Source organism: Moritella sp. PE36 (genome assembly GCF_000170855.1).
GTDB lineage: Bacteria > Pseudomonadota > Gammaproteobacteria > Enterobacterales > Moritellaceae > Moritella.
In genome coordinates this window covers 104,616-118,642 of sequence record NZ_ABCQ01000003.1, presented here as the reverse complement: position 1 = coordinate 118,642, position 14,027 = coordinate 104,616, and the positions used below count along the sequence as shown (strand labels likewise).

The 14,027-nt window shown below is 41.0% G+C and carries 15 protein-coding genes; 11 read left to right on the top strand and 4 right to left on the bottom strand.

Annotated features, from left to right (window positions below; genetic code table 11):
- Positions 1 to 28 precede the first annotated feature (28 nt).
- From PE36_RS03455 to PE36_RS03420, 8 genes are all read left to right on the top strand, one after another.
- Positions 29 to 724 (top strand): hypothetical protein, encoded by a 696-nt coding sequence (locus tag PE36_RS03455; RefSeq protein ID WP_006030571.1) that lies wholly within the window; start codon positions 29 to 31, stop codon positions 722 to 724.
- Positions 721 to 1,224 (top strand): hypothetical protein, encoded by a 504-nt coding sequence (locus PE36_RS03450; RefSeq protein WP_006030570.1) that lies wholly within the window; start codon positions 721 to 723, stop codon positions 1,222 to 1,224. The genes PE36_RS03455 and PE36_RS03450 overlap by 4 nt, the downstream gene beginning before the upstream one ends.
- Positions 1,224 to 1,964 carry a hypothetical protein gene (locus tag PE36_RS03445; RefSeq protein WP_006030569.1) on the top strand — a complete coding sequence of 247 codons (741 nt, stop codon included), beginning with the start codon at positions 1,224 to 1,226 and terminating at the stop codon, positions 1,962 to 1,964. The genes PE36_RS03450 and PE36_RS03445 overlap by 1 nt, the downstream gene beginning before the upstream one ends.
- A gap of 193 nt (positions 1,965 to 2,157) precedes the next feature.
- Positions 2,158 to 2,640 carry a hypothetical protein gene (locus tag PE36_RS03440; protein ID WP_006030568.1) on the top strand — a complete coding sequence of 161 codons (483 nt, stop codon included), beginning with the start codon at positions 2,158 to 2,160 and terminating at the stop codon, positions 2,638 to 2,640.
- 195 nt (positions 2,641 to 2,835) lie between these two features.
- Complete coding sequence (locus tag PE36_RS03435) at positions 2,836 to 3,702, top strand: tRNA(His) guanylyltransferase Thg1 family protein (protein WP_006030567.1); 867 nt, start codon at positions 2,836 to 2,838, stop codon at positions 3,700 to 3,702.
- Positions 3,703 to 3,754: 52 nt separating this feature from the next.
- Positions 3,755 to 4,669: an NYN domain-containing protein gene (locus PE36_RS03430; RefSeq protein WP_006030566.1), complete on the top strand. Its 915-nt coding sequence runs from the start codon at positions 3,755 to 3,757 to the stop codon at positions 4,667 to 4,669.
- Between the two features lie 314 nt (positions 4,670 to 4,983).
- Positions 4,984 to 5,556: a hypothetical protein gene (locus tag PE36_RS03425; RefSeq protein WP_006030565.1), complete on the top strand. Its 573-nt coding sequence runs from the start codon at positions 4,984 to 4,986 to the stop codon at positions 5,554 to 5,556.
- A gap of 1 nt (position 5,557) precedes the next feature.
- The gene (locus PE36_RS03420) at positions 5,558 to 6,058 is read left to right on the top strand and encodes a hypothetical protein (protein ID WP_043993804.1); all 501 of its coding nucleotides are present in this window, start codon (positions 5,558 to 5,560) and stop codon (positions 6,056 to 6,058) included.
- Between the two features lie 6 nt (positions 6,059 to 6,064).
- Here PE36_RS03420 and PE36_RS03415 read toward each other — a convergent pair whose 3' ends face one another.
- From PE36_RS03415 to PE36_RS03405, 3 genes are all read right to left on the bottom strand, one after another.
- Positions 6,065 to 6,619, bottom strand: a complete 555-nt coding sequence (locus tag PE36_RS03415; RefSeq protein ID WP_198138573.1) for an endonuclease III domain-containing protein — start codon at positions 6,617 to 6,619, stop codon at positions 6,065 to 6,067.
- A 295-nt stretch (positions 6,620 to 6,914) separates the two neighbouring features.
- Positions 6,915 to 7,211 carry a nucleotidyltransferase domain-containing protein gene (locus PE36_RS03410; protein ID WP_006030562.1) on the bottom strand — a complete coding sequence of 99 codons (297 nt, stop codon included), beginning with the start codon at positions 7,209 to 7,211 and terminating at the stop codon, positions 6,915 to 6,917.
- Entirely contained in the window at positions 7,198 to 7,704 is a 507-nt protein-coding gene (locus PE36_RS03405) for a hypothetical protein (RefSeq protein WP_006030561.1), read from the bottom strand. Before PE36_RS03405 ends, PE36_RS03410 begins: the two co-directional genes overlap by 14 nt.
- Before the next feature lie 180 nt (positions 7,705 to 7,884).
- On the opposite strand from PE36_RS03405, the gene PE36_RS03400 reads away from it, so the two are divergent.
- Positions 7,885 to 8,679 carry an SDR family oxidoreductase gene (locus PE36_RS03400; RefSeq protein WP_006030560.1) on the top strand — a complete coding sequence of 265 codons (795 nt, stop codon included), beginning with the start codon at positions 7,885 to 7,887 and terminating at the stop codon, positions 8,677 to 8,679.
- A 49-nt stretch (positions 8,680 to 8,728) separates the two neighbouring features.
- On the opposite strand, the gene PE36_RS03395 is transcribed toward PE36_RS03400, so the two are convergent.
- Positions 8,729 to 9,334: a TetR/AcrR family transcriptional regulator gene (locus PE36_RS03395; RefSeq protein WP_006030559.1), complete on the bottom strand. Its 606-nt coding sequence runs from the start codon at positions 9,332 to 9,334 to the stop codon at positions 8,729 to 8,731.
- A 276-nt stretch (positions 9,335 to 9,610) separates the two neighbouring features.
- Between PE36_RS03395 and PE36_RS03390 the strand changes: the two genes are divergently transcribed.
- Both PE36_RS03390 and PE36_RS03385 read left to right on the top strand, forming a co-directional pair.
- A complete protein-coding gene (locus PE36_RS03390; RefSeq protein WP_006030558.1) occupies positions 9,611 to 10,840 on the top strand; it encodes an efflux RND transporter periplasmic adaptor subunit in 1,230 nt (409 codons plus the stop codon).
- Positions 10,841 to 10,842: 2 nt separating this feature from the next.
- On the top strand, positions 10,843 to 14,013 hold the full coding sequence (locus PE36_RS03385; protein ID WP_006030557.1) for an efflux RND transporter permease subunit: 3,171 nt from the start codon (positions 10,843 to 10,845) through the stop codon (positions 14,011 to 14,013).
- Positions 14,014 to 14,027 lie beyond the last annotated feature (14 nt).

Genomic DNA, 14,027 nt, shown 5'->3' with positions numbered 1-14,027 from the left:
ATGAGTTAATATTTATTTTGGAATTAAAATGGAAGACTTACAACCTATCAATGACGATAAAGATTGTTCAGATACATTTTCTGGAAGCAAAAACTTAATTGTTCCCGAAATTACACAGCCGCAGACAACCCCTTTAATTCTGGTAAATCCAGAACAACTCCCTAGGGAAATTGAATTTCTCAGACGACATCGGAACAAGACTCGGCTGTGTGACCCGAAAGGCGTGTACGAATTCAGGCATATCCAACAAACTTGGCTTCAGTTTTTAATTCAGTTAATGACTTTGCTCATATCTATGGCCTGTATAGTGGGTTTGTATTATTTGTACTATCTCGAAAGTAAAGAGATTATGGTTGGGGTAGGTGAAGTATCTGAACTTACCTGGATTGATGCATTCGAAGTGGTCATGATTATAGGCATTATCTTTATGGCGATAAAAAATATTGCTAAGCAGTCCCAGCTACATCCTCAAAAACGGTATTGTTTAGCTATGTTTGCCAATTGCTTTAATCGAATGTGGCTTAATACTTTTTGCCTGCACTTATCTGTACTTGTGTTAATTCTTTCTATCAGCGCAATACAAGACCCAACATTACAATCGGTTAATATTGAAATGTTTGAAGAAGGCTCTGCAGCAGATTTAGCCAATGCAGTATATTCGTTGGTTCTTATTACTATTTGTTTTAGAGCATTTAGATTTTGCGGTAAGGAGCTAACAGCATGAAACAATTATTATTTTTAATCGCCCTTATGATTTCATTTAATAGCATGGCGAAGGTAAGAATACCTGTACGTTGTGAAGAGGGTATCGAGCAGATCAGTAAAACGAACCTTATGTTTTTTGATACGACTGAGGTGATTAAAGTCGGTGAGTGTGTAGGGATTGAACTTGCCAAGAAAGGTGCAATGAAACATTTACCAAAAGCTTGTGATGAAGTTGTGGAAAATAAAAATAATTTGCTAGGCGGCTTAAGTTTGAGTAAAAAAGAAGCGTTGCAAATAGGTCAATGTATGGGGGTTATTAATTATGTTTATGATCGCTATAACGGTGAACGGTACAACCTTAGTCGATATGACAGTTATGACTTAAGATACAAAAATTCTATTTACCAATGCGATACTGGTATGACAGCGGTGATTAAGTTGGCAGCTACGAATGCCACAGTAAGTTCACGCAGTAAGATCCGCGATGTGTTATGCGAAGCAGAGTTGGAAACGTATTGATGTCGAAAAAAACGGAAACTGGTTCAATAAACGACTATGCGAGACAATTTTTAAAGCTTGAGAATAAGACGTTACCGATAAAATTGCATAACGCATTAAACACGATTTTTACCAAAGAGAGAGATAATAGTACTGAGGCCACAAAGAAATTCAGACGGCAAGTTGTTACTGAAGTTAAAACTACTCACGGCAATCATTATGAGATTTTAGCAGGTAAAAGTAATGCGATTTATAATGCGTTATGTTTGATTGCTATTGTTGGCGTTGGACCGACAAAAAAAATATTCCAGTACCGATACCTAGAACCTAAAACTGGCCGTATTTCTAGTCTGCTGCAGCAAACGCAGGAGCAAGCATTGATCTTTTTTTGTCTTGGCATAGATACCCAAAATATGGCTGAAATTGCTAATTGCTTAGAGTCTAACAACTTTGATCTTTTCACTGAACGATTGCCGTCGCCTTTTGGTTACTATCAAAATGATAAATTCAACCTAGCACCGATGCTTGTTTTTTATGAAGCTAAAATCCCTTGGCAGCATTATGCCAGTCGTTATCAGGCTGCGGAATCACGCTATGCAGCCAAAGATATGAATGGTGCGATATTACAACTAGAGGCATTAGAGCAAGAAGCTCTGTTACCTTTACCCGTAGTAACGTCGTTAAAAGAAACAATCATTGCAAAACAAGCTGATGCAGAGGAAGCCGCGAGTTATTTACAGTCATTACTAAATTATAAATAAAATAACCCTTTTTTGTGCCCGGAACAAATTCATTATAACTCCTGTTAACCAAATAGGAGTTATTTAATGAAGACATATACAGCCTCATTAGCATCGTTTAATGATCTAGCGCTCAATATCTGCCTTATTAAATATTCGAAATCTATTAGTTAATAAAACTATATAAATTCAATTATTTTTTAAGGATAAATCAATGGAAGCATCAATAAATACAAGTGTAAACGGTATTCATTCATATGTGGAAACGCTAAATTTTGAACAATTGAAATGGAAGCTTTGCGAATCGAGTGAAGCTGAAATGACAAAAGAAGAATGCGCACTAGCCGAACAAGAATATCGTCGTTATTTAACGCTTAAATTACTCCACCCTAAAGATATCCTAGTACCTAATAAGCTTGTCGATAAATTTTGGCATGCGCATATTCTTGATACACGTTCATATCGTGATGATTGCGATAACGTGTTTGGTTTCTATCTCGATCATTTTCCGTATTTTGGCATATATGGCAAAGATGATAATGAGAATCTAGAGGCGGCATTTGAAAATACTAAAGCCAATTATGAACGTCATTTTGGTCAATATCCTGGTGAATTAGCTAATGCAACCCGTTGCAGTGGTCATGCTTGTCATGCACCTTCGACTTGTGCTTGTCGAACTCCTGGTGCATGTAAATAGTATTTTGGATTATCAAAGCCTGACGTAATAAAAGTGGGACAGACATGAACCATGAATCTATGACCGCAAAAGGCCGTGATATGTCTGTTCCCGTATTATCTTATCAAATAGCAATAAGTTGTTCCTCGTAAGATAAATAGCATAGATGGAACGAGAAGCGGTGTCGTTGCAAAGTACGATCATTAAGGATTTAAAATGAGTATATATTCGACAGCTGAAATTACAGCACTGATGAAAAAATATAATGAAATTGAAATGGATTCAATAATTCAATACGCCTCAAAACCTGAACAGTTTTTGTGTTATCGCCTTGATGGCATTAAGGCCAGTAAAAAATATTTAAAAGATACGTTATCGAATGAAAGATACAATCGAGGACTATCAAAAGCGACCAAGGAAGTGCATTACTCATTGAAAAATAAAAAAGCCGCAACTGATAGTAGCTTTTTCTATTGTGCGTTTTCCGCTTCTGATGAAGTGTCATTTGTTCTTAATCAGGGCGAAAATTATTATAACAACCGTATTTTTAAGATCGGTAGTATGCTTTCTGGAATACTATCAAGTGCGATGACTATTCACTTTGAATCATTGAATCCAAATAATAAAAAGGGTAAACGAAAACATCAGAAAAAAGAACCGCCACATAAAATGGCTTTTGATTCAAGACCATTAGTTTTAAATACAACGGAAGACGTAAAAGAATATATTAAATTTAGGTGTGCGCTAGCTTGTCGAAATGCCGCCTGTAAAGTGTTACGCCTTGAAAGTGAACTTGATATTTATGAAGCTGGTATCAAAGACGATGTAGAAGCTCTATTTTCTAAGATAGCAGAGTACGACTTGTTTGATTCATATAACAAGGTTATAGGATCTTTTTCATTGTATGTGCCAGACATCAATGGAAAATTAATAACCTTTAAACTTAATGATTATGAAAGTGTTGAGATTATGCTGTCACGTTTAGATGAGACTTTAACCGAGAATATGCCATGTTTTGATGATGTTAGTCAAACACGAATAGCGTGCTCAACCAAGAGTGAACAGTCTGCCGTTCTCGTTTAAATAATTAATAGTTAATTTGTTATTACAGACATTAAAATTAAGGATAATCATAATGAAAACAGAGTTAACTTTTGCGGTACTAGTTGATGCTGAAAATGCTTCACACAACGATTATTTAGCGATGTTAGAGGAAGTTGAAAAATACGGCACTGTCGCGATTAAGTGGGTGTACGCAGATTGGACCGACCCACATCAAAAAGCATGGAAAGATATTTTACACGAAACGGCATCAAGCCCTAAACAGCAGTTCCACTATGGTAAGGATGCTGCGGATCATGCGTTGATGATGGATGCAATTGAAGTCACTAATAATAACTCGCGTGTTAATGCTGTTTGTATCGTGTCTAGCGATGGCGGCTTTTATAGTGTCGCACAACGTATTAGAGAGTACGGCATACATGTGATGGCTATTGGTAAGAAAAATACCCCAGAACGCTTTAGAAAAGCATGTCACAACTTTGTATTCATCGATAACTTATTCGAAGTCACTCAAAACAATAATGATGATTTAGATACTTTATTACTGAATGCTTACGATCGCTGTGTAGAACGAGATGATCCTGTTTATCTTGGTGATATGGGCAGTATGATTAAGCAAATTAACTCTTCGTTTGATCCGCGAACTGAGGGTTTTCAGAGCTTAAAAAAACTGATTAAAAGTCGAGATTCGCTCTTTGATATTGTGCAAGAAACCAGTGATCGCTGTTTTATTGCATTAAAATCTAAAAGTACGGCAGGGGACTTGCGTACATACAGCGGTAAAGTACGTAAATGGGATCCTAAGAAAAGATTTGGCTTCATTAAATCGAAGGATGGAGACTATTATTTCAATGCCCGAGAATTACAAAGCAGCGTGCGTGATATAAGGGAAGGTATTACGGTTACCTTTAATGCTGTAAATGTATCTGAGGTAAGAGTTCAAAAAGAGAGTGCAAGCCCGTCTGCGTTTAATGTCTTTATTGCTTAATATTATGGATGTCCTATTTACAATAAATAGATCTTTTATAAGCTTTATTTTATAAACGAAATAGGCACACATTAGGATATTTGTAATACTGATGCGAACTGCTTGGGTTGTGGTTATGGTTATGTGTTAACTGACGATTAACTATCTGTTTTTATGTCCACTGCCTATTATAGTGTTTCCCCTGCATTTTAAATCATGCTTTTACCGTGCTTAGTTTATTTGTTTTTTTTATATAATGGATTAATTACAGGTCGTAACTAATTTAGTTTTTTGCTTGAAAATCAAAATAATCACGTTGCATATAAGGATATATAATGCCAACTAATAGCGGTAAATATTGGGTGTCATGGGCTAATACACATGCGAAAAATAGCATTAAAGTGGATGATTTAGATGTGCTATTTAAAGCAAATGTTAAAGCATTTATAAAAGCGTTAACTGATGCTGGTGCGCAAGTTGTCGTATCAACCACGAAAAGAAGTAATAAAAGAGCTTACTTATTTCATTGGTCTTGGAAAATATCTCAAGGAAAGTGCAAGCCTTCAGATGCAGCGAAAATGAGTGGTGTCGATATTGCTTGGGATCATGGAGAGCTAACCAAGAGCAAAGCTGGAGCGCTGGAGATGGTTAGAGGGTTCGGACTCGCTGTACCGCCTCGAAGTATCAATCCACCGTCATTAACAAGTAATCATATTGCTGGCAAAGCAATTGATATGACAATCACGTGGACGGGAACAATTAATGTCAAAAAAAAAGATGGCAATGAAGAAGCATTAACTTTTTATACAAATGCGAATACCAATATTGCATTGCATAAAGTCGGTGAATCTTTTGGTGTCAAAAAATTAAAAACTGATGCACCTCACTGGTCTTTTAATGGAAGGTAACATGAAAAAACAGTCATATTTCGGATTGCTCACTAGCGCTATGTTATTAACAGCGTGTGCTGAACCAACTCACATTCAGCCTACGGAAGTCATGGCTGATTTTGAACATAATGTCGGCTGGTTACATGGCAGCTGTTTGGCGATTAAAAATGATTCTATTGTTAATAACACGAAGTTAACGTTGGTGCCGCTGGACAATTCAGAGAACGTGATTACCGCTCGTATCGCTAGACCAGCCGAAACGGGTAAGGATTGTTTAGCATTACTAGAGGATCGCGCAACTGTTAATTTAACTAACGGTTATTCATTTTATGCCATTAATACAGATACTGATATCGATCTTGCTATAGGCGTAATCGATATGGATGTAAAGCTGTATGGTTTTGATTATTGCAGTACAACAGAAGGCCTCGTTTTTAAGCTGACAAATGCAGGCCAATCACAAGCGTTATGGCGCGGATATTACTATCTTGGTTACGATACAGAAACTACGTGTGAATAGTCAGAGTCATTCAATCCTTTTCTGGCAACACTTATTAAGCGGGCAATGCTGACACTGAGGTATCTTAGTGCAGTAGCGTTTAGCGTGTTCAACCAGCAACGCATGGTATTGCTGATAGGTGGTAATGTCTCGTGGGATGTTCTGCTCTAGCAGCAATCGGAGTTTGTCATAACCAGTTGGCAGTTCGAACCCGATGCGGTGCAGGATGCGGCGGGTATAATTGTCGATGATGAAAAAAGTCTTATCCAGTGCATAAACCAAAATACTGTCAGCCGTTTCCGGGCCGATACCATTAACGGCGAGCAGTTCATTACGTAAAATAGTCCCCTCGATACAACGGGCTTGGCTGATGTCAAAATCATACTCTTGATACCAGAGTGTCAGCGCTTTTAGTTTGATGGCCTTTTGATTGTAATAACCACTGGAACGGATAAGTTGTGCCAGCGTATCGACGGGCATCGCCAGTATTTGTTGCGGTGTTAACTTTCCGGCTAAATTCGCCAGTGCCTTTTCCACGTTTTTCCAGTTGGTATTCTGGGTCAATATCGCGCCCACCATCATTTCATATTCCGTATCCGCGGGCCACCAGGGCAGGTGCCCATAGTGCCGCATTAGCTGAATGAAGATATCGTTTAACCTTGTTGGATCCGCTGCTTTCAAATTATTATGTATCGTGTTGTGGCCTGTTGTTTTAAGCATAGTCTGTAAGACAGTTTTGTTTTATTTGAGGGCTGTGAGCATATACTGCGGTGCTATCCTGACTGGGAACATGACATGAATAGAGAGTGATTGTTAAGTGTTTAAATCATTGTAATAAAACAGCCTCACGTATGAGGCTGCTGGTTATCTTGTATGCTTAAAGGAGAATACCTTCAGCTTTTGCTATTTCATGAATTGGCTGCATTTCTCGTTCACGATCATGGTAAACCAGATCTATTTTTTGATAACCGAGTGCATCTTGTAACGCTATTTTGAGGTAAATACGAGATTCTAACGGCTTATTGATAGGATCACTTTCAATATAAAGATCGATATCACCACCAGATTTAGAGTCGTCACAACGTGAACCAAACAGCCAAACTTTAGCGTCGGAGGCAATGTATTGATGAACATTTGTAACGATAATATCTCGTTCTTGACTAGATAAGCGCATCAATATCTCCATCTAATTCAATATCAATTGTTTGTAAATATCGTTTAAGATTAGACAGAATAAGCAGTAACTGGTCTGCGTGCTGCCAAGCTAAATTAAGTGCTTCAGAGCGTTCATGTTCTGATTCAGGATAGTCATGTGAGAATGCATTTCTGACTTCTCTTAATAACTTCCACTGTTGAGGGGAAGATAGAACAGAACGCTTCTCCATCATATTTAAGACATCAACCATACTAATCGGTGTTTCATCTTCTAACTTCAATAAGTTACGAAATAGTTTATGCCTAATACAATCTAGTAAATCAGTAAACCGGATTCTAAAAGCATCGATTTTATCTTGTAGATCTTCATCGGCACTCGTTAATTTTTCCGATGAAATTGGGAAGTCGTTAGATAAACGCTGTAGTGATGAATGTAATCGCTTCGCGGTTCTTAAGGCTTCTGACCAATTCTTCTGATATAAGACAACATATTTTGAATTTGCGTAACTCATTTTTTTCTCTATTTGGTTGCAAGTTTATGCATTGCTCTTAGTTTACGTGATGGGAGGGAAACCCACAATTTGTCAAATTATATCTCTGTCTAAACTCGACAGTTGAGAGCTGATTTGATTTTATTACCTCGGCATATACCGTAGAGTAGTCATATCAAACAACAGAAATAGCGAGAACCCATGGACGGTATTCACGGAAAAGTCATCATAGTTACAGGCGCGTCAGAAGGGATTGGTCGTGCACTCGCCATTAAGCTGTCCCGGGCTGGCGCAAAATTAATGTTAGCTGCGCGTAATCTGGAACGGTTACAACAAGTGGCGGATGAATTAGACGGTGACGTTGGTATTTATGCTTGTGATGTCAGTGACCAAGCACAATGTAAAGCACTGGTCGCGGCAACCTTGGAACAGTATGGTGGTCTCGATATTTTGGTGAATAATGCTGGGATCACCATGTGGGGGCGGTTAGACGAAATGGAGGACTTAGCCATTTACGAACGCATGATGCAAGTGAACTACCTTGGCGCTGTTTATCTGACCCATGCTGCGTTACCTGCACTAAAAGCGAGTAAAGGCAGTATTGCAACGGTTGCCTCGATAGCCGGATTGACAGGCGTTCCTTATCGTACCGGTTATGCGGCATCGAAACATGCCGTTATTGGTTTCTTTGATTCATTACGCATTGAATTAAAAGATGATGGCATTGATATTACCGTTATTTGTCCAGACTTTGTGGTAACAGAAACACATAAACGTGCCATTGGCACTGATGGTAAACCCTTAGGCGCAACGCCTATGCAGGAAAGCAAGCTGATGACTGCAGAGCAGTGTGCACAATTATGCCTGCATGCAATTAGTCACCGACAGCGATTACTGATCACCTCGTTACGTGGTCGGTTAGGGCGCTGGTTTAAATTGCTGGTGCCGAGTTTAATTGATCGTATCGCCGATCGCGCAATACGAAATCGACATTAAGCATGATGGTCGCGACTCTTTCTACTATCTCTACTCTCGTGTAATCAAATTACTCTAATCCGGGGAAATGGCTTAGCGCGAGATCGGCAATGTTCTGTAACTCTGCTGCGCTGCTGCAGTTCGTTGCCTGGATTGTCATGCCCTGAATAATGGTCGCTAAGTATTGAGCAAGCGATTCAGCACTGTACTCCGTGGTCAAATCCCCTTGTTGTTGGGCAAGTTCCAAGCGTATTTTAAGTTCGTTTTGATGATCCCGGCGGCGACTTATCAATGCCTGCTTGACTGATTCACAGTCATCACTGCCGGTTAACGCACTTTGAATAAGCATGCAACCTTGGGGGTTATTGTGATCGGCTAAACTTTTTGCCGCCCCATTGAGCATGGCTGCAATAACCGCTTTGGCAGTCGCTTCTTCTAATGCTGGACGAAAATAACCACAGGGTCTTTGTTCATATAAATCCACTGCTTTAAGGAATAATCCTTCTTTATTACCAAATGTTGAATACAGGCTGGGCTTGTTGATCCCCATTGCTTTGGTGAGATCACTCAGTGACGCGCCTTCATAACCTTTAGCCCAAAATACTGCTAATGCCTTCTCTAAGACGTCATCAACATCGAAGCCCTTAGGGCGACCAACGCAACTTGTTTTAGACATATTTTTTAGACCTTTTATTACCTTCATTTATGCGCATAGGATAGACAGAGTGTTGTCTTCTGTCCAGTGTCTTTACAGACGAAAACTATTGACTCTATTTGAAAAATATATACCATACCGATCGGTACGTAACAATTTGTACCAATCGGTATGTAATAATGCGTACCAATTGGTATGAAATGATAGACCAATGCTGCGTAATAAGCGCTGTATCAACTGACACTCATTATCTTGATTTGCTGATTGCAAAACAATGTAACGAAGGGACATCATCACATGACAACAAGTAATATATTTCGCACATTTATGATCACCAGCTTAACAGCGCTGGTATTAACCGCATGTGGTAGTGAACAATCGCCACAATCCCAAGTCCAGAGTAGACCCGCACCAAAAGTAAGTGTTGCCAAGGTGATAAACGAACCTGTCACGGAGTGGGACGAATTTACTGGCCGCTTAGAAGCGCCAGAACAGGTCACCTTGATCCCTCGGGTGTCTGGTTATATCAATTCAGTGAATTTTGATGAAGGGGCCTTAGTGAAAAAAGGCGCTATTTTATTTCAAATTGATCCCAGTGTCTTTGCGGCAGAAGTACAGCGCTTAAAAGCGAAATTAAGCAGTGCGACAGTGGCTGAGAAATTGGCGAAAAATGATTATCAGCGTGCCTTTAAATTATTTAATAAAAATGCTGTTTCAGAAGAGTTAATCGATACCCGCCAAGCGAATATGCATCAAACTACGGCGGAAGTCGCGTCGGTTAAAGCCGCGCTGATGAGTGCCGAACTCGATCTTGCTTATACTCGCGTTAAAGCGCCTATTTCGGGGCGTGTTTCTTATGCCAACGTCACTATGGGTAACTATGTGACAGCGGGAAAAACACAGTTAACCAGTCTGGTGTCTACCGCGCATATGTATGCCTATTTTGATGTTGATGAACAGACTTACCTTAAATATGTGCAGTTAACGGCGCAGAATAAACGTAATGATCAACGTTCTGACGGCAACCCGGTATTTATGGCGCTGGCGAATGAAAGCGATTTTACCCATACCGGTGTGATTGATTTTGTTGATAATGCGATTAACCGCAACACGGGTACTATCCGGGTCAGAGCGCGTTTTGCTAATCTCGACAGTGATTTGTTACCGGGTTTATTTACCCGTTTACGTATTGCCGGCAGTGCAACTTACGATGGTATTTTAATTGACGATAAAGCCATTGGTACTGACTTAAATAACAAATTTGTGTTAGTTGTCGGTGCTGACAATAAACTGCAATACCGTGGTATTTCACTGGGTGAAAAAGTGCAAGGCCTGCGGATCGTGACCCAAGGCTTATCTGCTGAAGATAAAATTGTGGTGAATGGATTGCAAAAGGTACGTGCAAATATGGTCATCGAACCGAATATGGTGGAGATGGCCACCGCCGATAATTTATCGGCATTACGCCATGACCAAGCGGTATTAGAACAAGCGCGCGAATTAGTATTAACACGAGTAGCGAGATAAATATGTTTTCTCAATTCTTTATTAAAAGACCCATCTTTGCGGCAGTGATCTCATTGCTGTTTTTCATCTCGGGTGCGATATCCGTCGGTTTAATGCCGATCACTGAATATCCCGAAGTGGTGCCACCAACTGTAGTGGTATCGGCAAGTTATCCGGGTGCGAATCCGAAAGTGATTGCCGAAACCGTCGCATCACCCTTAGAGCAAGCCATTAACGGGGTGGAAAACATGTTGTACATGTCTTCACAAGCCACCTCGGATGGTCTGTTAACATTAACGGTCACGTTTGAGATCGGCACCGATGTTGATAAAGCCCAAAGCCAGGTACAAAGTCGCGTTGATCGTGCGGTACAGCGATTGCCTGAAGAGGTACAGCGTTTAGGGGTTGTAACAAAAAAATCATCACCGGATTTAACCATGGTGGTGCATTTAATTGCGCCTGATAACCGTTATGACATGTTGTATTTATCCAACTATGCCGCATTAAACGTAAAAGATGAATTAGCGCGTATTGAAGGCGTCGGCGCAGTAAATTTGTTTGGGGCGAGTGAATACAGTTTACGTATTTGGCTCAATCCCAATAAAGTGGCATCGCTGGGACTTTCGCCAGCAGATATTTTAAAAGCGGTGCGTGAACAGAATAAACAAGCGGCAGCCGGTAGTTTAGGTGCGCAGCCAAGTGGCGCAGATTTTCAGTTACTGATCAATGTGAAAGGGCGTTTATCGACGCAAGAAGAATTTGAAGACATTATCATTCGTGTGGGCGGACAAGGCGAGATCATCCGCTTAAAAGATGTAGCCCGCGTTGAGATCGGTGCGCAAACGTATGCACTGCGTTCATTACTCGATAATAAAGAAGCGGTTGCTATGGGCGTGTTCCAAGCATCCGGCTCTAATGCGATCCAGATATCGGATGATGTACGCGCCACTATGGAGCGTTTATCACTGAACTTCCCGGATGGTTTAGACTATGCCATTGTTTATGATCCGACAGTATTTGTCCGTGGTTCGATTGAAGCGGTAGTGAAAACCTTGTTTGAAGCGGTATTGCTGGTGGTATTAGTGGTGGTGCTGTTTTTACAAACATGGCGCGCGTCTATCATTCCATTAGTTGCCGTGCCTGTGTCCTTAGTCGGTACGTTTGCATTCATGTATCTCATGGGCTTTTCATTAAACGCCTTATCCTTATTTGGGCTGGTGTTAGCCATTGGTATCGTCGTCGATGACGCCATTGTGGTGGTGGAAAACGTCGAACGTAACATCGAAGAAGGGCTTGATCCTGTTGCGGCAACGCAAAAAGCCATGAAAGAAGTAACCGGACCGATTGTGGCAACAACCTTAGTGCTTGCAGCGGTATTCATTCCTACGGCATTCATGAGTGGTTTAACAGGGCAGTTCTATAAGCAATTTGCGTTAACGATCACTATCTCGACCTTTATTTCGGCGATTAACTCACTGACATTAAGCCCAGCATTGTCGGCGTTATTGTTAAAAGGCAGAGATGAGCCGAAAGACAGATTAACCCGTGCGATGGATAAGCTGTTAGGCGGTTGGTTATTTACCCCCTTTAACCGTTTGTTTAATCGTGCCTCGAATCGCTATACCTGGCTAGTGCGTAAAGTCATTCGTTTTGGCGGCATTATCGGCATCTTGTATTTTGGTTTAGTAGCGTTAACGGGTGTGCAATTTGCGCAAACGCCGACGGGTTACGTACCGGGACAAGACAAACAATACTTGGTGGCATTTGCCCAATTACCCGATGCATCATCGTTAGATCGCACCGAGGCGGTGATCCGTAGAATGTCCGATATTGCCCTTGATCATCCTGGGGTATTACATTCGGTGGCGTTTCCTGGATTAAGTATTAACGGTTTCACTAACAGCCCTAATTCAGGCATTGTTTTTGTTACTTTGGATGAGTTTGAAAATAGAACCACGGCTGATCTGAGTGCCAATGCCATTGCCCAGCAACTGAACGCAAAATTTGCCGGTATTGAAGATGCCTTTATTGCCATCTTCCCACCACCGCCAGTGCAAGGACTTGGGACGATTGGTGGTTTCCGTTTACAAATTCTGGACAAAGCCAATTTAGGCTATGAAGCCTTGTATAAAGCCACGCAAGCGGTGCAATATAAAGCGTGGGCAACGCCAGAATTGGCCGGGATATTCTCAAGTTATCAGGTAAATGTACCGCAACTTGATTTAGAGATTGACCGTACCAAAGCCAAGCAACAAGGGGTATCGTTGGATCAGATATTCCAAACCTTGCAAACTTATATGGGCTCGACATACGTTAATGATTTTAACTTGTTTGGCCGCACCTACCAGGTGACGATGCAAGCCGATGAAGCCTTCCGACAAACACCGGAGCAGGTCAGTCAGCTTAAAGTCCCTAATCAACAGGGTGATATGGTGCCACTGGGTTCATTTATTACTATTACGCAGTCATCAGGTCCTGATCGTGTGATGCGCTATAACGGGTATACCACCGCCGAGATTAATGGTGGACCAGCACCGGGTGTCAGCAGTGGTCAGGCGCAGGCGGCGATTGAAAAGATCCTCGATGAGACCTTACCGGTTGGGATGAGCTATGAATGGACTGAAATTACCTACCAGCAGATCATCGCCGGTGATACTGGTATGATCGTGTTCCCATTGATTATCTTGTTAGTATTCTTGGTGTTAGCTGCGCAATATGAAAGCTTGAGTTTACCATTGGCGATCATCTTGATTATTCCGATGACGATATTGTCAGCCATCAGCGGGGTACTTCTGTATGGCGGTGATAACAATATCTTCACTCAAATTGGCTTGATTGTATTAGTCGGACTGGCCACTAAAAATGCTATTTTGATTGTCGAATTCGCCAAAGAGAAACAGGATTCGGGGATGAATACCATAGATGCAATTTTAGAAGCGGCAAGATTGCGTTTACGCCCTATCTTGATGACGTCGTTTGCATTCATTATGGGTGTTGTGCCTATGGTGTTGTCAACCGGTGCCGGTGCTGAAATGCGCCAGGCGATGGGCGTTGCGGTATTCTCCGGGATGATAGGGGTGACCGTCTTCGGTTTAATTCTGACCCCGCTATTTTATTATGCGTTGGCCAAGCGTGGTGAACGGAATAGTCTAGTAACTCGTACTACGAAGGATGTCGAGTTAAGAACTGATTAAGATTCAACGGCGTA

Excerpts from the sequence above, each read along its gene's own strand:
- PE36_RS03455 (WP_006030571.1), top strand. The coding sequence starts at position 29 with ATGGAAGACTTACAACCTATCAATGACGATAAAGATTGTTCAGATACA.
- PE36_RS03450 (WP_006030570.1), top strand. The coding sequence starts at position 721 with ATGAAACAATTATTATTTTTAATCGCCCTTATGATTTCATTTAATAGC.
- PE36_RS03445 (WP_006030569.1), top strand. The coding sequence starts at position 1,224 with ATGTCGAAAAAAACGGAAACTGGTTCAATAAACGACTATGCGAGACAA.
- PE36_RS03440 (WP_006030568.1), top strand. The coding sequence starts at position 2,158 with ATGGAAGCATCAATAAATACAAGTGTAAACGGTATTCATTCATATGTG.
- PE36_RS03435 (WP_006030567.1), top strand. The coding sequence starts at position 2,836 with ATGAGTATATATTCGACAGCTGAAATTACAGCACTGATGAAAAAATAT.
- PE36_RS03430 (WP_006030566.1), top strand. The coding sequence starts at position 3,755 with ATGAAAACAGAGTTAACTTTTGCGGTACTAGTTGATGCTGAAAATGCT.
- PE36_RS03425 (WP_006030565.1), top strand. The coding sequence starts at position 4,984 with ATGCCAACTAATAGCGGTAAATATTGGGTGTCATGGGCTAATACACAT.
- PE36_RS03420 (WP_043993804.1), top strand. The coding sequence starts at position 5,558 with ATGAAAAAACAGTCATATTTCGGATTGCTCACTAGCGCTATGTTATTA.
- PE36_RS03415 (WP_198138573.1), bottom strand. The coding sequence starts at position 6,619 with ATGATGGTGGGCGCGATATTGACCCAGAATACCAACTGGAAAAACGTG.
- PE36_RS03410 (WP_006030562.1), bottom strand. The coding sequence starts at position 7,211 with ATGCGCTTATCTAGTCAAGAACGAGATATTATCGTTACAAATGTTCAT.
- PE36_RS03405 (WP_006030561.1), bottom strand. The coding sequence starts at position 7,704 with ATGAGTTACGCAAATTCAAAATATGTTGTCTTATATCAGAAGAATTGG.
- PE36_RS03400 (WP_006030560.1), top strand. The coding sequence starts at position 7,885 with ATGGACGGTATTCACGGAAAAGTCATCATAGTTACAGGCGCGTCAGAA.
- PE36_RS03395 (WP_006030559.1), bottom strand. The coding sequence starts at position 9,334 with ATGTCTAAAACAAGTTGCGTTGGTCGCCCTAAGGGCTTCGATGTTGAT.
- PE36_RS03390 (WP_006030558.1), top strand. The coding sequence starts at position 9,611 with ATGACAACAAGTAATATATTTCGCACATTTATGATCACCAGCTTAACA.
- PE36_RS03385 (WP_006030557.1), top strand. The coding sequence starts at position 10,843 with ATGTTTTCTCAATTCTTTATTAAAAGACCCATCTTTGCGGCAGTGATC.